The sequence below is a fragment of the Erythrobacter sp. LQ02-29 genome (assembly GCF_022576075.2).
Lineage (GTDB): Bacteria > Pseudomonadota > Alphaproteobacteria > Sphingomonadales > Sphingomonadaceae > Alteriqipengyuania.
This window is the reverse complement of the sequence record NZ_JANCNT010000001.1, coordinates 859,043-880,504: the sequence shown is the minus strand read 5'-3', so window position 1 is coordinate 880,504 and position 21,462 is coordinate 859,043. Positions and strand designations below refer to the sequence as shown.

Annotated in this window: 21 protein-coding genes; 9 read left to right on the top strand and 12 right to left on the bottom strand. The window is 67.3% G+C overall.

What is annotated here, in order from left to right; all coding sequences use genetic code 11:
• Positions 1-246: 246 nt before the first annotated feature.
• Complete coding sequence (locus MKP08_RS04370; RefSeq protein ID WP_241555048.1) at positions 247-957, bottom strand: uracil-DNA glycosylase; 711 nt, start codon at positions 955-957, stop codon at positions 247-249.
• A gap of 80 nt (positions 958-1,037) precedes the next feature.
• On the opposite strand from MKP08_RS04370, the gene MKP08_RS04365 reads away from it, so the two are divergent.
• Genes MKP08_RS04365 through MKP08_RS04355 form a run of 3 tightly spaced genes read left to right on the top strand, consistent with a single transcriptional unit; the run spans position 1,038 to position 2,924 of the window.
• Complete coding sequence (locus MKP08_RS04365; RefSeq protein ID WP_241555047.1) at positions 1,038-1,655, top strand: ribonuclease D; 618 nt, start codon at positions 1,038-1,040, stop codon at positions 1,653-1,655.
• A gap of 13 nt (positions 1,656-1,668) precedes the next feature.
• Positions 1,669-2,343, top strand: a complete 675-nt coding sequence (locus MKP08_RS04360; RefSeq protein ID WP_241555046.1) for an LPS export ABC transporter periplasmic protein LptC — start codon at positions 1,669-1,671, stop codon at positions 2,341-2,343.
• Positions 2,340-2,924 (top strand): LptA/OstA family protein, encoded by a 585-nt coding sequence (locus MKP08_RS04355; RefSeq protein ID WP_241555045.1) that lies wholly within the window; start codon positions 2,340-2,342, stop codon positions 2,922-2,924. The genes MKP08_RS04360 and MKP08_RS04355 overlap by 4 nt, the downstream gene beginning before the upstream one ends.
• 6 nt (positions 2,925-2,930) lie before the next feature.
• Here the strand turns inward: MKP08_RS04355 and holA are convergent, their stop codons facing one another.
• The 4 genes from holA to MKP08_RS04335 are packed head-to-tail and all read right to left on the bottom strand — an operon-like array spanning position 2,931 to position 7,475.
• Complete coding sequence (holA, locus tag MKP08_RS04350) at positions 2,931-3,962, bottom strand: DNA polymerase III subunit delta (RefSeq protein ID WP_241555044.1); 1,032 nt, start codon at positions 3,960-3,962, stop codon at positions 2,931-2,933.
• Positions 3,959-4,465 (bottom strand): LPS assembly lipoprotein LptE, encoded by a 507-nt coding sequence (gene lptE, locus MKP08_RS04345; protein ID WP_241555043.1) that lies wholly within the window; start codon positions 4,463-4,465, stop codon positions 3,959-3,961. Before lptE ends, holA begins: the two co-directional genes overlap by 4 nt.
• Positions 4,462-6,981, bottom strand: a complete 2,520-nt coding sequence (gene leuS / locus MKP08_RS04340) for a leucine--tRNA ligase (RefSeq protein WP_241555042.1) — start codon at positions 6,979-6,981, stop codon at positions 4,462-4,464. Before leuS ends, lptE begins: the two co-directional genes overlap by 4 nt.
• A gap of 38 nt (positions 6,982-7,019) precedes the next feature.
• Entirely contained in the window at positions 7,020-7,475 is a 456-nt protein-coding gene (locus tag MKP08_RS04335; protein ID WP_241555041.1) for a DUF3576 domain-containing protein, read from the bottom strand.
• Positions 7,476-7,803: 328 nt separating this feature from the next.
• On the opposite strand from MKP08_RS04335, the gene MKP08_RS04330 reads away from it, so the two are divergent.
• From MKP08_RS04330 to MKP08_RS04310, 5 genes are all read left to right on the top strand, one after another.
• Complete coding sequence (locus MKP08_RS04330) at positions 7,804-8,544, top strand: hypothetical protein (protein ID WP_241555040.1); 741 nt, start codon at positions 7,804-7,806, stop codon at positions 8,542-8,544.
• A gap of 131 nt (positions 8,545-8,675) precedes the next feature.
• Complete coding sequence (gene phbB / locus MKP08_RS04325; protein ID WP_241555039.1) at positions 8,676-9,398, top strand: acetoacetyl-CoA reductase; 723 nt, start codon at positions 8,676-8,678, stop codon at positions 9,396-9,398.
• Between the two features lie 91 nt (positions 9,399-9,489).
• On the top strand, positions 9,490-10,455 hold the full coding sequence (locus MKP08_RS04320; protein ID WP_241555038.1) for a hypothetical protein: 966 nt from the start codon (positions 9,490-9,492) through the stop codon (positions 10,453-10,455).
• Between the two features lie 303 nt (positions 10,456-10,758).
• The gene (gene fumC / locus MKP08_RS04315) at positions 10,759-12,156 is read left to right on the top strand and encodes a class II fumarate hydratase (protein ID WP_241555037.1); all 1,398 of its coding nucleotides are present in this window, start codon (positions 10,759-10,761) and stop codon (positions 12,154-12,156) included.
• A complete protein-coding gene (locus tag MKP08_RS04310; RefSeq protein WP_241555036.1) occupies positions 12,156-12,410 on the top strand; it encodes a ribbon-helix-helix domain-containing protein in 255 nt (84 codons plus the stop codon). Before fumC ends, MKP08_RS04310 begins: the two co-directional genes overlap by 1 nt.
• Here MKP08_RS04310 and MKP08_RS04305 read toward each other — a convergent pair.
• Together MKP08_RS04305 and murA are read right to left on the bottom strand one after the other, a co-directional pair.
• Entirely contained in the window at positions 12,404-12,631 is a 228-nt protein-coding gene (locus tag MKP08_RS04305; protein WP_215229691.1) for a hypothetical protein, read from the bottom strand. The two genes, MKP08_RS04310 and MKP08_RS04305, sit on opposite strands and share 7 nt — an antisense overlap.
• A 70-nt stretch (positions 12,632-12,701) precedes the next feature.
• On the bottom strand, positions 12,702-13,985 hold the full coding sequence (gene murA / locus MKP08_RS04300; RefSeq protein WP_241555034.1) for a UDP-N-acetylglucosamine 1-carboxyvinyltransferase: 1,284 nt from the start codon (positions 13,983-13,985) through the stop codon (positions 12,702-12,704).
• 102 nt (positions 13,986-14,087) lie between these two features.
• Here murA and galU point away from each other — a divergent pair, with 102 nt between their 5' ends.
• Positions 14,088-14,978 carry a UTP--glucose-1-phosphate uridylyltransferase GalU gene (gene galU, locus MKP08_RS04295; RefSeq protein ID WP_241555033.1) on the top strand — a complete coding sequence of 297 codons (891 nt, stop codon included), beginning with the start codon at positions 14,088-14,090 and terminating at the stop codon, positions 14,976-14,978.
• Here the strand turns inward: galU and MKP08_RS04290 are convergent, their stop codons facing one another.
• The 5 genes from MKP08_RS04290 to glnE all read right to left on the bottom strand — a co-directional run bounded on the left by MKP08_RS04290 (position 14,979) and on the right by glnE (position 21,420).
• On the bottom strand, positions 14,979-16,496 hold the full coding sequence (locus tag MKP08_RS04290) for an acyl-CoA synthetase (protein ID WP_241555032.1): 1,518 nt from the start codon (positions 16,494-16,496) through the stop codon (positions 14,979-14,981).
• Positions 16,497-16,605: 109 nt separating this feature from the next.
• Positions 16,606-17,298 (bottom strand): M23 family metallopeptidase, encoded by a 693-nt coding sequence (locus tag MKP08_RS04285; protein ID WP_241555031.1) that lies wholly within the window; start codon positions 17,296-17,298, stop codon positions 16,606-16,608.
• Between the two features lie 155 nt (positions 17,299-17,453).
• A complete protein-coding gene (locus MKP08_RS04280; protein ID WP_241555030.1) occupies positions 17,454-18,257 on the bottom strand; it encodes a ferritin-like domain-containing protein in 804 nt (267 codons plus the stop codon).
• Positions 18,254-18,727 carry a peroxiredoxin gene (locus MKP08_RS04275; RefSeq protein WP_241555533.1) on the bottom strand — a complete coding sequence of 158 codons (474 nt, stop codon included), beginning with the start codon at positions 18,725-18,727 and terminating at the stop codon, positions 18,254-18,256. The genes MKP08_RS04280 and MKP08_RS04275 overlap by 4 nt, the downstream gene beginning before the upstream one ends.
• Positions 18,727-21,420, bottom strand: coding sequence for a bifunctional [glutamate--ammonia ligase]-adenylyl-L-tyrosine phosphorylase/[glutamate--ammonia-ligase] adenylyltransferase (glnE, locus tag MKP08_RS04270; protein ID WP_241555029.1), 2,694 nt, complete (start codon positions 21,418-21,420; stop codon positions 18,727-18,729). Before glnE ends, MKP08_RS04275 begins: the two co-directional genes overlap by 1 nt.
• Positions 21,421-21,462 lie beyond the last annotated feature (42 nt).

Below are 21,462 nucleotides of genomic sequence, written 5' to 3'. Positions count from 1 at the left end.
CCGTCCGACCTTGCTCTCTTAGAAGCACCGGCCCCGGATCAGGTCCGGGGCGACGGGTGTGAGGGCATTCCACTTGGCAGCTGTCCTACAGGGCATCCGGCGTGAGAGGATAAGCCCATGTCGGACCTCGCCTTCACCGCCCTATATCGCAGCCATCATGAGCCGACCGGCGAAGTTGACTCGCCCACACCGGAATTCTCGGCCAAGACTTTCAAAAACATACCTAAATACGCCGTCGAAAGTTTTTCAAACACCCCCGGTTGGTGTTCCACCCCAGTCGATCGCGCCGCGCCCGCGCTCCTCCAGGAACGCGTTCGCACGGCTGAACGGGCGGCTGCCGAAGAAGCCGCGATGGGCGGACAGGGGGCTGGGGTGCGGGCTGGCCAGCACCAGATGCCGGCACCCTTCGCGCCCCCCACGCAAACCGTCAATCCGGCCCGCCTTCTTCTGCGCGTGGCTGCCCCACAGGATGAAGACGCTGGGCACATCGCGCTGTGCCACGGCGCGCACGGCGGCGTCGGTGATAGCATCCCAGCCGCGCCCGGCATGGCTGCCCGCCTGCCCCGCCTCCACCGTCAGCGTGTTGTTGAGCAGCAGCACCCCCTGCCGCGCCCAGTGGGTCAGGTCACCCCCGGCGGGCGGGGCGATGCCGCAATCGCTCGCCAGCTCCTTGTAGATGTTGGTGAGGCTCGGCGGCACGCGCACCCCCTCGGGCACGGAGAAGGACAGCCCCATCGCCTGCCCCGGCCCATGATAGGGATCCTGCCCCAGGATCACGACCTTCACCGCATCGAGTGGGGTCAGCTCCAGCGCGCGCAGCCTTTGCCCGCGCGGCGGGTAGATCGCCTTGCCCGCCTCCTCCTCCGCCCGCAGCCAGCCGCCCAGCCGCCGCGCCTCCGGCGTATCGAGCGCGGGGGCGAGCGCATCGCGCCAGCTTTCGGGGAGCGTGTCGGCCATGCCGCAGGTGCTAGCGCGCGTTTCGCAGGCGCACCATCGCCCCTTCCCCTCTTTCCCCATTGGTCCTAGGGCTCGGCCCCATGGCAGTATATTTCCACGAAGAAGACTTGCCCGCCGATGCGCTGGGCGACGGGCCGGTCGCGGTCGATACCGAGACGATGGGCCTGATCACGCGGCGCGACCGGCTGTGTCTGGTCCAGATCAGCGACGGCGGCGGGGACGAGCATCTGGTGCGCTTCGCGGTCGACAGCGATTATGCCGCCCCGAACCTTAAATCGGTGCTGGCCGACCCCGAGCGGGTGAAGCTGTATCACTTCGCGCGCTTCGATCTCGCCGCGATCGAATATTATCTCGGCGTCACCGCCGCGCCGGTGTTCTGCACCAAGATCGCGAGCAAGCTGACCCGCACCTATACCGACCGCCACGGGCTCAAGATGCTGGTCGAGGAATTGCTGGGCGAGAACATTTCCAAGCAGCAGCAGAGTTCCGACTGGGGCGCGCCGGTAATCACCGATGCGCAGCGCGACTACGCCGCCTCCGACGTGCGCTATCTCCACCGGCTGCGAAATATCTTTGCGGAGCGGCTGGAGCGCGAGGGCCGCACCGGAACCGCGCAGGCCTGTTTCGATTTCCTTCCCACCCGCGCACGCCTCGACATCGCCGGGTGGGAGGACAAGGACATATTCAGCCACGAGTGAGTAGCCCGGCCCGATGAGCCCCACGCACACCCAACGCCGGATCGAGACCGAGGACGCCAAGAAGCTGCGCCGCGGGCGCCAGCGTTTCGCCACGCCCGGGGGCTTCCACGACAAGCTCGTGCGCGTGCTGGCCATCGCGCTGCCGATGGGCGTGGGCGTCGTCGCCGCGCTGATGGTGATGAGCCCGCTGACCCCGCGCGGGGAGGTGTCCTTCCTCCTCGACCGCGACAAGGTGGCGAAGATCAACGACCGCCTGGATGTCCAGAACGCGCTGTATCGCGGGGCGGACGATAAAGGGCGGCCCTTCTCGCTGATGGCGAAGGACGCGAACCAGCGATCGAGCGCGGAGGGGATCGTGCGGCTCGACACCGTGGTCGGGCGCATCCTGCTGTCGGGCGGTCCCGCGCGGCTGCTCGCACCGGGTGGGGCCTACGATCTGTCGCAGCAGGTGCTGAACGTCGCGGGCGCGCTGAACGTGACGGCGGCCGACGGCTACCGCTTCGTCGCGCGCGGGGTTTCGATCGATGTCGGGGACAAGACGGTCACCGGCAGCGACGGGGTCGAAGGTTCGGTTCCGGCGGGGACGTTTTCCGCCGACCGGCTGGAGGCCGATCTGGATGCGCGCACCGTCGCGCTTGACGGGCACGCGCGGCTGCGCATGGTGCCGGGCAAGATGAGGATGCCATGACCCGCCCCTACTCCGTGAACAACATCGCCCTGCACCGGACCGCGATGCGCTCTTTCGCGCTCGGCTTCCTCGCCACCTGCGCGCTGGCGGGCGGGATCGCGCTGAAGGCGCAGGCGATCGCGGGCCATAATTCCAACGCGCCGGTGAACTACGCCGCCAATCGGATCGAGCTGCAGGATCGCCAGAACCGCGTGGTCCTGTCAGGCAATGTGGTGATCGACCAGGCCGGACTGGAACTGCGCGCGGCGCGCACCATCGTGAACTACTCCGATGCCGGGGGGCTGCGCATCCAGCGCATCACCGCCACCGGCGGCGTAACGGTGGAGCGCGGCAACGAGCGTGCGCGCGGCGATCTCGCGATCTACGACTTCAATCGCAACATCATCACCATGGCGGGCAATGTGCGCCTGAACCGCGGCGGCGACACGTTGAACGGCGGGCGGCTGACGATCGATCTCGACAGCGGCTTGTCGAGCGTCGATGGCAGCGCGCAGGGCACCTCGCCGGTGGGCGACGAGCCGGGCGTCAGCCGGTCGAACGGGCGGGTGACGGGCAGCTTCTCGGTGCCCGACAGGAACTAGGCGGGTTCAGGGCCGGGGCGCGGCGAAGCGGGCGATCTCGGTCAGCTCCTGCGCCAGCAGCAGCTCCGCCGACTGGCTGTTGGACAGCAGGTTGCGGTGCAGCGCGGTCAGCCGCTCGACCAGCCGCTCCAGCCGCTTGCCCCGCCAGATGCGCAATTGCTGGATCAGGTCGCGCTCGTCCTTCCAGAACACGCGGCGCGCCCGTTTCTCCCCCTGGATGAAGCCAGGGATGTCCCGCTCCCCCCCCAACCGCGCCGCCAGCTGCGCCAGCTGCGCCGCGCGCCGTTCGCAGGCGAGCGCCACCGCCACCGCGTTGAGCCCGACCTCGCGCATCCGCGCCAGCTCGCCCGGCAGGCGCTTGACCTGGCCAGAGAGCGCGGCGTTGACGAGCGGCATGAAGCCCTCCTCCTCGGTCTTCGCGCCGATCGCGTCCCAGTCGACAGGCTGCACGTCGCGCGGCGTGGCGGGCGAGGCATCGAGATAGAGCGCCAGCTTGTCGAGCTCCGTCTGCGCCAGTCGACGGTCCATCCCCGCGGCGCGCGCAACCCGCTCGGCTAGATCGCCCGCCAGCCGCAGTCCCGCCGCATCGGCGATGTCGCGCACCGTGCCCACGAAGTCGCGCAGCTCGGGCGGATAGAACATCGCGACCAGCGCATCGGGGCGATTGGCCAGCAGCTTCGCCGTGCGCGACTTGTCGGTGGCCCCGGTGGCGACGACCAGCACCGGGCACGTCTCGCCCTCGCCCTTCAGCAGATTGTCGAGGGCATCATGCGCCTCGTCGCCATTGGCGCGCACCAGGATGTGCCGCCTGTCGCCGAACAACGAGGTGGAGCGTGCCTCGTCGCCCAGCAGCACCGGATCGCGCTTGATCTCGCCACCGCTCAGCTCGACTCGCTCGCCGGGCTCGCTCAACAGCGCATGGATGGTGTCGGCGGCGCTACTCGCGCCCGCTTCGTCGGGGCCGCAGAAGAAGAAGACGGAGCACTGGCTCGCCGCTTTCCTCGCGGTGGCGGCGAAATCCTTCTGCGTGGCCTTCATCGCCCTTCGCGCAGGGTCAGCGCGACCCGGGTGACGATCTGGTCGGCGACCTCCGTCGACAGGCGCTCCAGTGCGGTGCGCTCCGCAGCGATGACGGCATATTCGCTCGACACCACGTCGATCCCCGCATCGGATCCCGCGGTGGCGTCGATCACGATCTCGTCCGAAGCGAGATCGACCAGCTGATAGCGCGCCCGCAAGGTCCGCCGTTCGCGCCCGATCGAATCGTCGCCCAGCAGGCCCAGCCCCTCCAGCTGATCGTCGAGCCGCACGTCGAGGCGATAGCGCGGACTGGCAGCCGTGCCGCCCGCGCCAAGGCGGTCGCGCAGCGAATTGGCAACCAGCCAGCCCGCCTCGCCCGCGATCGGCCCGACCTCGATCTGCGACAAGCCGCGCGCGGCGACACTGCCTGCCCCGCCGCCATAGAGCGGCTGCAATCCGCAGCCCGCCAGCACCAGGGTGACGGGCAGCAGCGCGCCGTTGAGGGCGAGCGAGCGCTTCACGTGACGATATTCACCAACCGGTCGGGCACGACGATCACCTTGCGCAAGGGGGCACCATCGATCGAACGCTGGACCTTCTCGCTGGCGAGCGCAAGCGCCTCCAACTCTTCCTTCGGCAGGCCCTTGGACACCGTGATGGTATCGCGCAGCTTGCCCTTGTGCTGGACGGCGATGGTCACCTCGTCTTCGACCAGCATTGCCGGGTCGACCTCAGGCCAGCGCGCCTGCGCGATCAGCCCCTCGGTCGCGGCAAGGCGATCCCACCCTTCCTCTGCCAGATGCGGCATCATCGGCGCGACCAGCAGCAGCAGATCGCGCAATGCGGTCGCCCGATCCGCGCTCGGCTGCGCCTTTTCGACCGCGGAGACCAGTTCGTAGATCCGCGCAACCGCCTTGTTGAAGGACAAGGCCTCCACATCCTCCGCCACGGCGGCAACGGTCTGGTGCAGCTTGCGGCGCAGGGCGATGTCCTCGCCCGACGCGCCCGCATCGACCGTATCGAGCAGCCGCCAGACACGCTGGACGAAGCGCGCGCACCCTTCGATCCCGGCTTCTGACCACGGCAGGTCGCGTTCCGGCGGGCTGTCGGACAGCATGAACCAGCGCACCGCGTCCGCGCCGTAGCGGGCGATGATCGCGTCGGGGTCGACCGTGTTCTTCTTCGACTTCGACATCTTGATCACGCGACCGATCTCGACCTCGCCGCCATCGTCCTTCAGCAGCGCGCGCTCCGCCTCGCGGCTGATCTCGTCGGGCGCGTAATAGACCGTGCGCCCGCCCTCTTCGCGCGAATAGGTCTCGTGCGTCACCATGCCTTGCGTAAACAGGCTGGCAAAGGGCTCGGCGAAATCGATCATGCCGATGTGCCTGAGCGCGCGGGTCCAGAACCGGGCGTAGAGCAGGTGCAGGATCGCGTGTTCGATGCCGCCGATATATTGTTCGACCGGCAGCCACTTCTCGACCTCTTCCCGGTCGAACGGCTTGTCGGCGGGCTGGCTGGCAAAGCGCAGGAAATACCAGCTCGAATCGACGAAGGTATCGAGCGTGTCGGTCTCCCGCACCGCCTCGCCGCCGCATTCGGGGCAGGCGACATGCTTCCAGGTCGGATGGCGTTCGAGCGGGTTGCCCGGCGTCTGGAAATCGACATCCTCGGGCAGTTCGACCGGCAGCTGATCGGCGGGCACCGGCACCACGCCGCACTTCTCGCAATGGATGAAGGGGATCGGCGTGCCCCAGTAACGCTGGCGCGAGACGCCCCAGTCGCGCAGGCGCCAGACGGTCTGGCCTTCGCCCCACCCATCGTCCTCGGCGCGCGCGACGATCTTCGCCTTCGCGTCCTCGACCGCCATGCCGTTCAGGAAGGCGGAGTTCACCAGTACGCCCTCGCCCGCCTCAGCCTCGGTCAGCGGGGCGTCGGCGGCGGTGTCCTTGCCCGCGACCACGCGCAGGATCGGCAGGCCGTATTTGCTGGCGAAGTCGAAATCGCGCTGGTCGTGCCCCGGCACGCCCATCACCGCACCGGTGCCGTAATCCATCAGCACGAAGTTCGCGATGAAGACCGGCAGGTCCGCGCCGGTGATCGGGTGCACCGCGGTGATGGCGGTGCGATAGCCCTTCTTCTCCATCGTCTCCAGCGCCGCCGCGGTGGTGCCGCCACGCTTGCATTCCGCAACGAAGGCGGCGGCCTCCGCATCGTTCGCCGCCACCCCTTGCGCGATCGGATGGTCGGGCGCGACCGCGACGAAGCTCGCGCCGAAGATCGTGTCGGGCCGGGTCGAATAGACCGCGACATCATCCCCGTTCGACAGCGCGAAGCGGAACTGCAGCCCGGTCGACTTGCCGATCCAGTTTTCCTGCATCAGCCGGACCTTGTCGGGCCATTTGTCGAGGGTTTGGAGACCCTCGAGCAACTCGTCGGCGAAGTCGGTGATCTTCAGGAACCACTGCGCCAGCTTGCGCTTCTCGACCTCCGCACCGCTACGCCAGCCCTTGCCGTCGATCACCTGCTCGTTCGCCAGCACGGTCATGTCGACCGGGTCCCAGTTGACCGTGCTTTCCTTGCGATAGACCAGCCCGGCTTCGTACAGCGCCAGGAACAGCGCCTGCTCGTGGCCGTAATATTCCGGGTCGCAGGTGGCGAACTCGCGGCTCCAGTCGATCGCGAAGCCGATCCGCTTCAGCTGTGCCTTCATGTTGGCGATGTTGTCGCGCGTCCACCCGCCCGGATGTACGCCGCGCTCCATCGCCGCGTTCTCCGCCGGCATGCCGAAGGCGTCCCAGCCCATCGGGTGCAGCACTGCGTGCCCGCGCATCCGCTTGTAGCGCGCCAGCACGTCGCCCATCGTATAATTGCGCACATGGCCGATATGGATGCGCCCGCTGGGATAGGGGAACATCTCCAGGATATAGGATTTCGGCGCGTCGCTGGCCGAATCGGCGCGGAAGCAGTCGGCCTCCTCCCACGCACGCTGCCAGCGCCCGTCGGCCACGGACGGGTCGAAACGCTGTTCGGTCATGCTGCCCCCGGTTGGACGGTATTAAAAGTGGTGGCGGATTAGCCGGCGATGGCCTCGCGCCGCAGGTCGCGCGCGCGGGTCAGGATGATGTCTTCCAGCTTCTGCACCGTGGCCGCCTGCACCGGGGCATCGACCCAGGCACCGCCCTGCGCCACCTGGCGGCTGGCGGCGACCCGCACCGCATCGGCGCGCAGATCGGAATCGAGGATCGAGACGGTCAGCTTGACCCGCTCGCCCGGATTCTGCGGATTGGCGTACCAGTCGGTCACGATCACCCCGCCCGCGCTGTCGGTCTGCAGCAGCGGGGCGAAGCTCACCGTCTCCAGCGCGGCGCGCCAGAGATAGGAATTCACGCCGATGGTGGTCACCTGGCTGGCGGCGAGGTCGCCGCGCGGCAGATCGCGCCCGCCGCCGCATGCGGCCAATCCTGCGAGCAGCGCCCCCGCGACGACGATGCGAATCGGGGTACGGCGGGGGGAGAGGAAAAATGTCATGCTTCGGGCGATGTCCGCTGTCATAAGTGTAACCGGTCGTCCCGCCTCTATAACCGCATCGTATCGCGCGGCAAGGCAAGAGCACGCCTTCCTGCGGCTCCGGCGGCTTTACCAGGCGTGAATATCCTCCGCACGATCCGTCTTGTGGGCGAATCGCCACACCTGCACCGGGATTCGGTCGCCCCCTGTGGAAAAGCACTGGCAACGCATCCCGGCGCGCCCTACCTTTTCGACCAGCAACAGGATCTGCCCGCCCGATGCTCAGGAACCGTTCATCGCGGGAAGCGTCAGGTTGAGCGTAGGCCTACAGGGGATGTTCGTTTTAGCCATGCGTGCCGATCGACTATCGCAGCTACGCAAGCGCGCCTTTCCGGCGCTGGCGCTGGGCGCGGCCGCTCTGGCGCTGCCCGGCACCGCGCTCGCCGTGTCCAGCGTGGTGCTGGCCCCGATGGCTGAAAAGACGAGCGGCTTCGCCGCCGCCAATGTCGATCCGTCCCTCGCGTCCAAGGCGACCCAGCGGTTCACCGCCTCGCGCGAAACCATGCGCTTCACCCCGGCGGGGGGCGACGACGCGGTGGAGCGCCGGGTGAACGTCGCGGTGCGGCTGGATGACAAGACCGCCCGCGCCATTTCGGTTCGCAATGCCATCGATTCCGCGGCGAAGCCCGGCAAGCGGTCCGTCGAAGTGGCGGCGAGCGAATACGACATGGGGATCGCACGCGGGTATCAGAGTTTCGCCAAGCCGGCCAGCAAGCTGCCGCCGGGCGTGTCCAGCATCCAGATGCCCGACCTGTCGCTCTACCGGCCCGATACCGGCCACGCGGACAAGCCGAGCCGGTTCCAGCCGCGCATCTCGCTGGAACAGGAACGTCCCGCCGGGCGCGCGCCGCGCACGATCGAGGGGATGGCCGAACAAAGCGTCGATCTGGGCGGTTCCTATCGCATCGTCGGCAATCTTAACGTGACCGCTGGCGTGCGCCTGTCTCAGGAACGCGATCGCCTGACCCCGCTGACCGACGGGGCCGCCGACAACCAGTCGGTCTATGTCGGAACGCAGCTGCGTTTCTGATCGCGCCGCGCGGCAAGACCCGCGCGATTTCCCGGTTTTAGCCCCTATCGCGCGCTTTGCGTAGCGTTTACCATCCCACCCGGAAGGCACTCCGCCAGCAGACGGGGGCCGCAATCGGGAAAGGATAGTGCATGGGCAAGGTAGCGATCGTCACCGGCGGCACGCGGGGCATCGGCCGCGCGATTTGCGAGAAACTGCAGGCGGACGGCTTCACCGTCGTCGCCAATTACGCCGGCAATGACGAGGCGGCGCGCAAGTTCACCGACGAGACCGGCATCGCGACGTATAAATGGGACGTCGGCGACCACGAGGCGACGCAGGCCGGCTGCGCGACGGTGGCCGAGGAAGTCGGCCCCGTCGATGTCGTGGTCAACAACGCCGGCATCACGCGCGACGGCACCTTGATGCGGATGGGCTTCGACGACTGGAACGAAGTCATGCGGATCAATCTCGGCGGTTGCTTCAACATGGCCAAGGCGTGCTTCCCCGGCATGAAGGAGCGCGGCTGGGGCCGGATCGTCAATATCGGCTCCATCAACGGGCAGGCGGGCCAGTACGGTCAGGTCAACTACGCCGCCGCGAAATCGGGCATCCACGGCTTCACCAAGGCGCTGGCGCAGGAAGGCGCCCGGTTCAAGATCACCGTCAACGCGATCGCGCCGGGCTATATCGACACCGACATGGTCGCCGCCGTGCCGGACGAGGTGCTGGAGAAGATCGTCGCCAAGATCCCCGTCGGCCGCCTCGGGAAGGCGGAGGAAATCGCGCGCGGCGTCTCCTTCCTGTGCTCCGAGGACGCGGCTTTCGTCACCGGCTCCACCATGAGCATCAATGGCGGACAGCACATGTATTGATGGTGGGCGCATTGCCGCTTCCCGGGCGGCGGGACGCAAGCTAACTTCACCCCCGACCCTGCATTGATGGGCATGCATCGAGGGGAACGTGATGCTCGGTTTGCTAGCGGCGTCCGTGGCTCTTGCCACGGCGCATCTACCGGTGGAGGCCGAACGCCGCCTGATCCGCGACGGGCAGGCAGCAGTGCGGCAGCACGGCGAGGCAATCTGGGACGGCTTCTCGCAAGCGCCCCTGCCGGTCCTCTTGGTCGAGGACGACACCGAAACGCTGTTCTGCAGCCCGCCGGTCGAGGGGTTCGCGCCCCTCGGCTTCGATTCCATCACGCGCTGCGCGATGCAGGGGCGGCCCCGCACCCTGCCGCTCGATCTTCTGGCGGCCAGCGACCTGGACGGGCGAAGCGTCATCGAGGTCGGCACACCGGAAGCGATCGGGATCGACGATGCGGAATGGAAGGTGTCTTTCCTGCACGAAGCATTCCACCAGTATCAATGGAGTCTGCCCGGCTATGCCGATGCCGTCGCCGCGGTAACCGATGCGATGGGCGAGACCGGCGCGCAGTGGATGCTGGACTACCCGTTCCCCTACGACGATCCGCGCGTGGCGGAGCGGCTGGCAGGAATGAACGCGGCGGGGGAGCGCTTTCTTACCGCCGCGTCCGACGACGAGGCGGCGCGGGCGTTCGTCGCCTATGTGCAGGCGCGCAAGGCATTCAAGGGGGTGCTCGACCCGAAGCAGGCGCTCTATTTCGAGTTCCAGATCGGGCAGGAGGGGATCGCGCGCTGGTCGGAAATCCAGCTCGTGTGGCTTGCGGCCGCGTCCGATCCCGCGGTCGCCCACATCGCGAGTGAACGGCAGAACGGCCTGGCCGTCAGCCTGCGCTCGATCGACCGGACCGGCATCGCGATGTGGAAACGCAGCGCCCTTTACGTCTATGGCGCGATCGAGGGGGAAATGCTCGATCGTTTCCGGCCCGGCTGGCGCCGCGAATATCTGCGCGCGCCCTTTTCCGTCGGCGCCATGCTCGACAAAGCCACCGCCACCGTCAGGCGCGACTGAACGTTCCAGCCATACTCTTTCGCCGCCGGCTGCGAGCGTTTCCTACTTCACGCCGTCCGCATAGACTGACCGCATGACCGGAGCGTTTCACGTCGAACAATCATGCGCGGCCACCGGCCCTAGCCCAAGGTGACAGTCGAACACCCGGGATTGGCGCGCAAGCGATTGAAAATTCGCCGGAACATACCCGCCGAAAAGTTTTGCAAAGCGGCCCGGTCGGCGTTCCATCCGCGCTCCCGGACCTTACCCCGCCCCCCTCGCGTTGAGCCTTGTGAACCCGCAATCGCCCGAGGAGCCCCGACCATGACAGATACCCGCAGCGAAACCGATTCGATGGGCGCGATCGAGGTGCCCGCAGGCCGGCTGTGGGGCGCGCAGACGCAACGGTCGAAGGAGAATTTCCGCATCGGGGCGGATCGCATCCCGCCCCCGCTGATCCACGCACTGGGCATCATCAAGGAGGCGGCGGCGCGTGCCAACGAGTCGCTGGGCGGGCTCGACAGCCGGCGCGCCGATGCCATCGCCGAGGCGGCGCGCGCGGTGGCAGAGGGGGAGCTGGACGATGAATTCCCGCTGGTCGTCTATCAGACCGGGTCGGGTACGCAGACCAACATGAACGCGAACGAGGTGATCGCCAATCGCGCCAGCGAGGCGTTGGGCGGCACGCGCGGGGCGAAGGACCCGGTGCACCCCAACGATCACGTCAATATGAGCCAGTCGTCGAACGATACCTTCCCCACCGCGCTTCACATCGCTGCGGCGCTGGAGGTCACCGGGCAGCTGATCCCCGCGCTCGCCCGGCTGCGCGACGATCTGGCGAGCAAGGCCGAGCAATGGGACGACATCGTGAAGATCGGTCGCACGCATACGCAGGATGCAACCCCGCTGACGCTGGGGCAGGAATTCTCCGGCTACGCCGCCCAGGTGGGCGAGGGGATCGAGCGGATCGAACTGGCCTTGCCAGGCATCTACGCGCTGGCGCAGGGCGGCACGGCGGTCGGCACCGGACTCAACGCGCCGAAGGGCTTTGCGGAAAGCGTGGCGGAGCGGATCGCAGAGACGACGGGTCTGCCGTTCCGCACCGCGCCCAACAAGTTCGCGATGCTGGCCGGGCAGGACGCGCTGTTGTTCCTCCACGGCGCGATCGCGGCGGTCGCGGCGAGCCTTTACAAGATCGCCAACGACATCCGCCTGCTCGGCTCCGGGCCACGCTCGGGCCTGGGCGAACTGTCGCTGCCTGCGAACGAACCGGGCAGTTCGATCATGCCGGGCAAGGTCAATCCGACGCAGGTCGAGGCGTTGACGCAGGTGTGCGCGCAGGTGCACGGCAACCAGGCGACGCTGGGCTTCGCCGACAGCCAGGGGCAGTTCGAACTGAACACCTATCGCCCGCTAATGGCGCATGTTTTCCTGCAAAGCGCGCGCCTGCTCGCCGATGCCAGCGACAGCTTCACGCAGCACCTGCTCGCCGGGCTGGAGCCGCGGCGGGACAACATCCGGCGCGGGGTCGACAATTCGCTGATGCTGGTGACTGCGCTCGCGCCCGAGATCGGCTACGATGCCGCGGCTAAGATTGCGAAGACCGCTCACGAGCAGGACATCACGCTGCGCGAGGCGGCGATCGCCAGCGGCAAGGTCAGCGACGTGGACTACGATCGCATCGTACGGCCCGAAGCGATGCTGGGGCCGGACCGCGAGTGATGGCGGAGCCTTCGCCCTACCATCCCCCGGTCAAGCGCTCGGTCGAGATCGCAGGGCACAAGACCTCTATCAGCCTGGAGCCCGTGTTCTGGGACATGCTGCGCGACGCAGCGACCCATGAGGAGATGCCGCTTAATGCGCTGGTCGCGCGCATCGATGCGGAACGAATTCGCGCCGACAACCCACCTGGGCTTGCCGGCGCGATCCGAATCTGGCTGGTCGGCGCGCTGCGCGCCAAAACCGATGGTCAGTAATTGGCGGGCGGATCGCTGGCGGGGAAGCTCTCGTCGCTTTCCTCGTCCGCCTTGTTCCAGCTGCGGACCGGCTTGTCGCCCATTGCCTCCGGCCCCGCATCACGGTGATTGCCGGTCTGCCCGCTGGCAAAGGCGACGCCGCCGCTTTCCTGGTTCTTCTTGTACGCCTTGTAGCCGAGATAGCCGAGGGTACCGATGAGTGCCGTCCTGATCAGGCCCATAAATGCCTCCATTGCAAGTGTTTCCTCCCGAACGAGCGAGAGGCCGCAATGGGTCCGACCCGATCGAAATTCAGTCGTCGCCGATCCGTTCGATCTCCGCACCGACGAGCTGCAGCTTCTCCTCCAGCCGCTCGTACCCCCGGTCGAGGTGATAGATGCGGCGGACCAGCGTCTCGCCCTGCGCGGCGAGGGCGGCGATCACCAGGCTCATAGAGGCGCGCAGGTCGGTCGCCATCACCTCGGCCCCGGTCAACTGATCGACGCCGTGGACGATCGCGGTGCGACCGTTGGTCTCGATATGCGCGCCCATGCGGTTCAGTTCGGGCACATGCATGTAGCGGTTCTCGAAAATCGTCTCGTTCAGCACGCTGGTGCCTTCCGCCCGGCACAGCAGGGCCATCAGCTGCGCCTGCATGTCGGTGGCGAGGCCGGGATAGGGCGCGGTCGACAGCTTGACCGCCTTCAGCCGCCCATCCGCGCGCACGGTAACCCCGCGTTTGTCGGCCTCCACCTCGACGCCGATATTTCGCAAGGCATGGTTGGTCGCGCCCATCTCTTCCCCATCGGCACCTTCCAGCCGCACTTCGCCACCCGTGATCGCGGCGGCGCAGGCGTAGGAGCCGGCTTCGATCCGGTCGGGCATCACCTTGTAGGTGGCGCCGTTCAATCGGTCGACGCCGTGAATCGTGAGGTCGGAGCCGCCCACGCCCTCGATCTCCGCCCCCATCGCGGTCAGGAGGTTGCACAGATCGACGATTTCCGGTTCGCGCGCCGCGTTGGAAAGGCGCGTCGGGCCCTTGGCCAGCACCGCCGCCATCAGCGCGTTTTCGGTCGCGCCCACCGACACCACGGGGAACGTGAAGTCGCCGCCGGGCAGTCCGCCGTCGGGGCAATGCGCACGGACATAGCCCTGAGCCAGCTCGATCTCGGCACCCAGCGCCTCCATCGCCTTCAGGTGAAGGTCGATCGGGCGGTTGCCGATCGCGCAGCCGCCGGGCAGCGACACGGTAGCCTCGCCCGCGCGCGCCAGCATCGGGCCGAGCACCAGGATCGAGGCGCGCATCTTGCGCACCAGATCGTAGGGCGCGACGGTGTTGGTCAGCCGCGTCGCCTCGAACGTTACCACGCGACCGAAATCCTCCGGCCGCTTGCCGGCGATGTTCACCGATACGCCGAACTGCGTCATCAGGTGCTGGAAGCCGTCGATATCGGCGAGCCGTGGCAGATTGCGCAGCGTGAGCGGCTCGTCCGTCAGCAGGGCGCAGGGGATCAGGGTCAGGGCGGCGTTCTTCGCCCCGGAAATCGGGATCGTGCCGGAAAGGCGGTGGCCGCCGATGATGCGTAGCTTGTCCATCGCGGCGGTTTACCGACCTGCACGCGCAAAACAAGCGGGACCCCGGTCGCGCGGCAGCGATCGATTGACCGCAGGGCGCGTCTGGCCTTATCGATTGGCGCCATGAACGCGCACAAACCCATCCGCAAGGCGGTGTTTCCCGTCGCCGGGCTCGGCACCCGGTTCCTCCCCGCGACCAAGGCCATTCCGAAGGAAATGCTCGCGATCGTCGATCGACCGCTGATCCAGTACGCGGTGGACGAGGCGCGCGAGGCGGGGATCGAACAGATGATCTTCGTCACCGGGCGCGGCAAGACCGCGATCGTCGAGCATTTCGACATCGCCTACGAACTCGAATCGACCATGAGCGAGCGGGGCAAGGATCTCTCGATCCTCGATTCGACCCGCGCCACGCCGGGCGATATCATCACCGTGCGCCAACAAGTGCCGCTGGGCCTCGGCCACGCGATCTGGTGCGCCCGCGCGATTGTGGGCGAAGAGCCGTTCGCGATCTTCCTGCCCGACGAGCTGATGATCGCGCACAAGCAGGGTCGCGGCGGCTGCATGAAGCAGATGGTCGATGCTTATGAAAAGGTCGGCGGAAACCTGATCAGCGTGCTAGAAGTGCCTGAGGAAACCGTATCGAGCTATGGTGTGATCGCACCGGGCAAGGTCGATGGCGACCTGACCGAGGTGACCGGACTGGTCGAGAAACCGCCGGTGGCCGAAGCGCCGTCGAACAAGATCATCTCGGGCCGCTACATCCTCCAGCCGGAGGTCATGCGCGTGCTGGAAGATCAGGAGAAGGGTGCGGGCGGCGAGATTCAGCTGACCGATGCGATGGCCAAGATGATCGGCAACCAGCCGTTCCACGCCGTCACCTTCGACGGCGCGCGCTACGATTGCGGCAGCAAGACCGGCTTCGTCGAGGCGACGCTGGCGCTGGCGCTGGAGCGCGAGGACATGGGCGCGCAAGTGCGCGCCATCGCGCAGCGTCTGCTCGCCGAAGCCTGATCAACCGGCGGCGGCGCGTGCGGCATACTCGTCGCGCAATTCGCGCTTGTAGAGCTTGCCGTTCGCTTCTCGCGGCAGATCGGCGCGAAATTCGATCCGGCGCGGTAGCTTCATCCGCGCGATCCGCGGTTCGAGGAAGGCAAGCAGTTCCTGAGCCAGGGCGGGTCCCGCATCGTCCATCGAGAGCGGCTGCACCACCGCCAGCACCGTCTCGCCCAGGTCGAGGTCCGGCACGCCGATCACCGCCGCGTCCGCCACCGCCGGATGGCCGACCAGCAGGTTCTCGACCTCCTGCGGGTAGATGTTGACCCCGCCAGAGATGATCATGTGGCTCGCCCGGTCGGTTAGGTAGAGAAATCCATCCGCGTCGAGATGGCCGATATCCCCCAGCGTCATCCAGCCGTGGCGATTGAGGGCGGAGGCGGTCTTCTCCGCATCGTTATGATAGCTGGGAATGCGGTCGTTCTCGAAATAGACGAGACCGTTCTCGCCCGGCGGCAGGTCAGCGTCGTCCGGCCCGCAGACATGGACCCGGCCGTAGAGCGCCCGCCCGACGCTGCCGGGATGATCGAGCCAGTCGGCGCTGCCGATCATGGTCATGCCGACGCTTTCCGAACCGGCATAATATTCGACCAGGATCGGCCCCCACCAGTCAATCATCGCGCGCTTGATCACTTCCGGGCACGGTGCCGCCGCGTGGATCGCCCGGCGGTGGCTGGACAGGTCGTGTGCGGTCCGCTCGGACTCGGGCAGCTTGAGCATGCGCACGAAATGGGTCGGCACCCATTGGCTGTCGGTGACGCGATAGCGCTCGATCGCGGCCAGCGCTTCTGCGGGATCGAAGCTCTCCATTACGACGATCGTACCGCCCAGCCGGTGCACGGTCGCGCACCAGCCGAGCGGAGCGGCATGATAGTGCGGCGCGGGCGAGAGATAGACGATGCTGCCATCGGTCGGCATGCCCACGCCATGGACGGCGAGAGCCACCAGCGGATTGGTCGCCTGCACGTCGTCGCTCGGCGGCGGGGGCGGGACGATGCCCTTGGGCCGCCCGGTCGTGCCCGAACTGTAGAGCATGACCTGGCCTGGAGCCGGATCCGCGATCGGCCCGTCGTCGAACGTGGCCAGTTGCGCGTCCACATCATCGCCTTCGAGGCCCAGCACGGGACAGACATTCGCCAGATCGCCCATGCGAGTGGCGTAATGCTGTGAGATGAGCAGCAGCTTCGCATCGGCGTCGCGCAGGATATATTCGACCTCGGGCCGCGCGAGGCGGGTGGAGAGCGGCACCAGCATGATTCCCGAACGCTGCGCGCCCCATAGTATTTCGAGATATTCGCGCCGGTTCTCCATCAGCACCGCGACCCGGTCTTCCGATCCAAGGCCTCTGTGGCGGAACAGCCGCGCCCAGCGGTTGGCGCGCGTGTCGAGCTCGCCGAATGTCACGGTCTCGCCGCTTGCGGCCATGATGATCGCCGGGTGGTCGGGCCGCTCGGCCGCGTGCGTGATCGGATGCATCCGTTTCTCCCGCGATCAGTGTTGCGCGGCAACGGATGACGGGCAAGAAAAAAGGCGGCCGGGTTGCCCCGCGCCGCCTCTTGAAAATTCTGGTGCTAGCTAAAGCAGGTCAGTCCTCTTCGCCGCCACCCTGCGCCCCGGGGGTCTCGACCAGCGCAAAGGCCGTCTGCGCATCGGTTTCGACCATGTAGGGAATGGGATTGACCGCTTGGCCGGCCACGCGGATTTCGTAATGCAGATGAGGCCCGGTGGAACGACCGGTGCTGCCGACATAGCCGATCAACTGCCCCTTGGTCACATGCTCGCCGGCGGTGACCGCGAAGCCCGACAGGTGGGCGAAGCGCGTTTCGAGCGAGCCGCCGTGATCGATGGCGATATAATTGCCGTAGCTGGAGAAGCGGTCGGCCCGTTCGACGATCCCGTCAGCCGTTGCGTAAACCGGCGTACCGCTGGGGGCCGCGAGATCGATACCCTTGTGCTGCCGCATCCGGCCCAGGACCGGGTGGTTGCGCATACCGAAGGAGCTGGTGAGGCGCGCATCGGCGAGCGGCATGCGCGACGGCACAGAAACGGCCGGCTCGACGACCACCCCGCCATTCGACGCGTCCTGCGACTTCCACGAAGCGAACAGTTCCTGGAACTGCTGGTCGCCATTGCCGAGCGGGGAGCCCGCATCCTTCACGCTTTCGGAGAAATCCACGGCTGCGGCACTGCTGTTGGCGGCTGCCGGTGTGGCGACAATTGCCGCAGCGGCAATGCACGCACTTGCCACGCTCTTCGCGAGAAGGAGTTTGCTCTGCATGTAAGACCCGTCCCTTTTTCGTCCCGGCATGAACGAGGTTTTTGCCATGCCGTAACCGGCAACCGGTCGATCCAGAGACCAGGCCGCCGAGACCCCAAACTGAAGCGGGAACCCGATCCCGCCTTGCGTGTTAAGGGGGTTAACCGGCGGATCGTTTAAGATACAATAGCTGCGTAATAGCTACGCGATAGACCGGCTGAAAGGCGCGCCGAATCGTTGAGCGGTGCTTTCAAACGTCCTGAAAACCGCGTTTTCACATAGTCTTGCCACAGCGTTTCGGGCAGTTCGCCTCGCTCTCGAGCGATTTCTTCGAAGTGCCTCGTTCCGAAAGCGACATGGCGTATCTCGTCGTCGAGGATGCGCTGAAGGATGCGCGCTCCATGTTCGTCGCCTGCCGCGCGCACCCGCGCAAGCGTAGCCGGCGTTACGTCCAGACCCCGCGCTTCCAGCACCATCGGCACGATTGCCAGCCTGGCTGCGACATCGTCGCTGGTCGATCGGGCCGCCTCCCACAGACCGCCATGCGCCGGCAAGGCACCGTAATGGCTGCCGAGCGAGACGAGCTTGCGCGCCAGCAGCGCGAAATGCATCGCCTCGTCCGCCGCGACCGAGAGGAAATCGTCGGTGAAACCACGCGGCCGCTCCCCGCCGAAGCGCCCGACCATGTCGAGCGCGAGGTCGATCGCCACGAACTCGATATGCGCCAGCGCATGCCATAGCGCGATTCGCCCGTGTGCCGAACCACCACGCCGCTTGGGCATCTGGGCAGGAGCCAGCAGTTCGGGCGAGACCGGTCGCGCCGGCTTGTCAGGCATGGCGGCGTCGAACCGCCAATCCAGCCGCCCCAGCCGCCAGTCGCGCGCGACCTTGCGCGCCGCCATGACCTTGGCTTCCGGCTCGCCGGTCAACAGCGCATCGCGGATCGCGTGGCCGAGAGAGGGCAGCGGCCGCTCGGTCACGCCGCGCGTACCGCCTCCAGCACCTCCTGCGCGTGTCCTTTGACCTTTACCTTGGGCCAGACGCGCAACACCCTGCCGCTCTTGTCGAGCAGGATGGTGGTGCGAACCATCCCCATGAAGGTCTTTCCGTACATCTTCTTCTCGGTCCAGATGCCGAGCGCGTCGGACAGGCCCCCTTCTTCGGCATCGGTGGCAAGATCAACGGTGAGCTCGTGCTTGGCGATGAAATTGCGATGCTTCTGCGGGGAATCCTTGCTGATACCAAGGATCGCCGCCCCGGCGTTATCGAACTCCAACTTCATCCCGGTGAAGTCCTTCGCCTCCGTCGTGCAACCCGGCGTATTGTCCTTGGGATAGAAGAACAGCACCAGCCTGCGGCCAAGATAGTCGGATGGCTTCACGCTACCGCCATCGGGCGTTTCCATGGCTATATCGGGGATCGTGTCTCCCGGCTGCAGCATCGTGTCCATCATCGCTCCTCCTGTTCCAGTTCGCGTCCGAAGGTCTCGCACCACGCGGCAGCCACCGTCCTGCGCGCATTCGCCAGCCTGTCGAGCAGCGCGGTCGGCGATTCGCAACCGCAGGCCCGTGCCAGCACCGCGCCGCCCGGTCCGGTCGGGATCGTGAGATCGGGCGCGAGCAGCCGCGCGGCCACCAGCAGGCGCGTGAGAAAATCATGTGCCTCGCACAGGTCGCGGGGCACCAATCCTTGCTCTGCCAGCATTCCGCACGCCGTTCCGAGATGCGGGTCGAAAGCGACGTGATCGCGCAATTGCAGATAATGGATCAGGAACTCCAGATCGACCAGTCCGCCGCGCGCCAGCTTCGCATCCAGCGGCCCGCCAGCCGGCTTGTGGCGGGCCATCTCGTCCCGCATTCGCAGCACCCGGTCGCGCAATTCCTCCGGCGCACGCTCCTGCCGCAGGGCGCGGTCGATCACCGTCTCCACCGCCGCGCGGGCCGCCGGGGAGCCCGCCACCGCCCGGGCGCGCGTCAGGGCCATGTGCTCCCAGGTCCACGCGTCTTCGCCCTGGTAACGGGCAAAGGCGTCGAGGCTGGCGGCGAGCGGACCCTGATTGCTCTGCGGTCGCAGCCGCGTGTCGATCTCGTACAGTGCCCCTTGCGCGGTCGGCACGCTCAGCGCGGCGGTTACCCGCTGGGCCAGCCGATTGAAGTAGAGCGTGGCACCCAAGGGGCGCTCGCCATCGCTTTCGGCGCCATGGTCACCGGTGAACAGATACACCAGATCGAGGTCCGAGGCGTGGGTCAGCGCTTTCCCTCCGAACCGGCCGAGGCCCAGCACCACCAGCTCTCCGCCTTCGATCCGGCCATGCGCCTGCGCGAACTCTTCTTCGGCTGCCGAACAGGCCACCACCAGCGCGGCCTCTGCCACTCGGCCGAGCCCCGCCGCGATGGCAAGCGGATCCTGCGTAGCCTCGATCAGCTGTGTACCCAGCGCGAAGCGATAGTCGCCGGTCACGACCCGGATGCGATCGAGCCTCACTTCGTAGGAGGCATCAGCCTCCACCGGGCGCATGCGCCCCGCGATGTCGTCCACCGAGGGTGGCAGGTCGCTGGCAGTGCGGTCGATCAGGGAGTCGAGCAAGGCGGGGCGGCGACCCAAGGCATCGGCCAGCGGAGGCGCAAGCGACAGGATGCGCGACAGCTGATCGAACAGCCCCGGCCGCGCATCGAGGAGGCGGAACAGGTTTATCGCGCTAGGCAGATTGGCCAGTAACCGCTCCCAGCGCAGCAGCGCCTGATCTGGATCGGACGCTTCGCCCAGCGCCTCGACGAGATGCGGCACGATCGCGCGGAAGGCGTCCTTCGCCCCGGTGCTGCGCAAGGCGCGATACCGGCCGTCCAGCCAGCCCTCGATACGGTCCGCCACCCGGCCCGCTTCGTTGATCCCGGCATCGGTAACCAGCTTGGCGATATTCCCCGCCGTCTGGGCATCGGCTGGGCTGGTCGTCGTCTCCAGCAGTCGGTCGAAACGTTCACCGACGATCGCGCAATGATGGGACAGATCGCGCAGCAACGCCCCGGCGTCCGCCATCCCGTCGAGCCGCGCGACACCGTCCAGCGCGGCCCCGTCTGGCAGGACGTGGGTCTGACGATCGTCGATCATCTGCACGCGGTGTTCCACCGTGCGCAGCCGGTCGTAGGCGTCGCCCAGCAAGCGCGCATCCTCCCCCGCGATCAGGTCGGCCTGCGCCAGCGCATCCAGCCCGGCCCGCGTTCCACGCACGCGCAGAGACGGCTGGCGCCCACCATGCACCAGCTGGTGCGTCTGGACGAAGAATTCGATTTCGCGAATGCCGCCGCGCCCCTTCTTCAGATCGAAGCCGGGTCCGGGCGCGGTCGGGCCTTCGTTCGCCTCGCGGATGCGCGCGGTCAGGCGCGAGATTTCCTCTATCGCTCCGAAATCGAGGCTGCGCCGCCACACGAACGCGCGGATAGCGGCGAGGAAGTCCTCGCCCGCAGCGATGTCCCCCGCTGCCGCCCGTGCGCGGATGAACGCCGCGCGCTCCCACGTCAGGGCCAGGCTTTCGTAATGGGTCAACGCTGCGCCCAGCGGGATGGCGAGCGGACTGACTTCCGACGCCGGGCGCAACCGCAGGTCGACGCGAAAGACGTACCCCTCCGCCGTCGCGTCGGAGAGGAGCCGTACCACTTCGCGGGCGTAGCGCTGGGCGGCTTCGCCCGGCTCATCTCGGTCGCGGCGGGGCAGGCGATCGGGATCGAACAACAGGATCGGATCGATGTCGGAGCTGTAATTGAGCTCGCGCGCGCCATGCTTGCCAAGCGCCAGCCCGATGAACCCGGCGGTCGAACCTTCCCCCACGCGCCGCTCGACCGCCGTCGCCATCGCCCGGTCTAGCGCGCGGTCGGCGAAATCGGACAGCTCGCCGGTGACGCGCAGAAGCGGAAACGCTCCGGCGAGATCGCCGATCGCGAGAGCCGTCGCCAGCGCCAGCTTCTCGCGCCGCAACGCGGTCGCGGCCGCAGCGCTATCGCTCACCTGCCGAGCGAAGGCCAGCGCTTCCTCCCCCGCGCCCCGCGCCAGCAATTCGGCCAACTCGGGCTGGCGTTCCAGCGCCCGCCGGAGAAACGGGGCATGCGCCCGCGCGCGTTCGAGTGCCGATTGCCAGTCCGCCGTCATCGTGTCGGCCCTGCACGTTCGAGACCGACCTTGGCAAGCAGT

What these genes read in the sequence shown, in the direction of transcription:
- MKP08_RS04355 (WP_241555045.1), top strand. Translation starts at nt 2,340, where the DNA reads ATGACCCGCCCCTACTCCGTGAACAACATCGCCCTGCACCGGACCGCG.
- MKP08_RS04290 (WP_241555032.1), bottom strand. Translation starts at nt 16,496, where the DNA reads ATGCATCCGATCACGCACGCGGCCGAGCGGCCCGACCACCCGGCGATC.
- MKP08_RS04285 (WP_241555031.1), bottom strand. Translation starts at nt 17,298, where the DNA reads ATGCAGAGCAAACTCCTTCTCGCGAAGAGCGTGGCAAGTGCGTGCATT.
- MKP08_RS04305 (WP_215229691.1), bottom strand. Translation starts at nt 12,631, where the DNA reads ATGGGCCTGATCAGGACGGCACTCATCGGTACCCTCGGCTATCTCGGC.
- MKP08_RS04320 (WP_241555038.1), top strand. Translation starts at nt 9,490, where the DNA reads ATGCTCGGTTTGCTAGCGGCGTCCGTGGCTCTTGCCACGGCGCATCTA.
- MKP08_RS04335 (WP_241555041.1), bottom strand. Translation starts at nt 7,475, where the DNA reads ATGACATTTTTCCTCTCCCCCCGCCGTACCCCGATTCGCATCGTCGTC.
- fumC (WP_241555037.1), top strand. Translation starts at nt 10,759, where the DNA reads ATGACAGATACCCGCAGCGAAACCGATTCGATGGGCGCGATCGAGGTG.
- galU (WP_241555033.1), top strand. Translation starts at nt 14,088, where the DNA reads ATGAACGCGCACAAACCCATCCGCAAGGCGGTGTTTCCCGTCGCCGGG.
- holA (WP_241555044.1), bottom strand. Translation starts at nt 3,962, where the DNA reads ATGAAGGCCACGCAGAAGGATTTCGCCGCCACCGCGAGGAAAGCGGCG.
- phbB (WP_241555039.1), top strand. Translation starts at nt 8,676, where the DNA reads ATGGGCAAGGTAGCGATCGTCACCGGCGGCACGCGGGGCATCGGCCGC.
- MKP08_RS04365 (WP_241555047.1), top strand. Translation starts at nt 1,038, where the DNA reads ATGGCAGTATATTTCCACGAAGAAGACTTGCCCGCCGATGCGCTGGGC.
- MKP08_RS04370 (WP_241555048.1), bottom strand. Translation starts at nt 957, where the DNA reads ATGGCCGACACGCTCCCCGAAAGCTGGCGCGATGCGCTCGCCCCCGCG.
- MKP08_RS04330 (WP_241555040.1), top strand. Translation starts at nt 7,804, where the DNA reads ATGCGTGCCGATCGACTATCGCAGCTACGCAAGCGCGCCTTTCCGGCG.
- glnE (WP_241555029.1), bottom strand. Translation starts at nt 21,420, where the DNA reads ATGACGGCGGACTGGCAATCGGCACTCGAACGCGCGCGGGCGCATGCC.
- murA (WP_241555034.1), bottom strand. Translation starts at nt 13,985, where the DNA reads ATGGACAAGCTACGCATCATCGGCGGCCACCGCCTTTCCGGCACGATC.
- leuS (WP_241555042.1), bottom strand. Translation starts at nt 6,981, where the DNA reads ATGACCGAACAGCGTTTCGACCCGTCCGTGGCCGACGGGCGCTGGCAG.
- MKP08_RS04275 (WP_241555533.1), bottom strand. Translation starts at nt 18,727, where the DNA reads ATGGACACGATGCTGCAGCCGGGAGACACGATCCCCGATATAGCCATG.
- MKP08_RS04310 (WP_241555036.1), top strand. Translation starts at nt 12,156, where the DNA reads ATGGCGGAGCCTTCGCCCTACCATCCCCCGGTCAAGCGCTCGGTCGAG.
- MKP08_RS04360 (WP_241555046.1), top strand. Translation starts at nt 1,669, where the DNA reads ATGAGCCCCACGCACACCCAACGCCGGATCGAGACCGAGGACGCCAAG.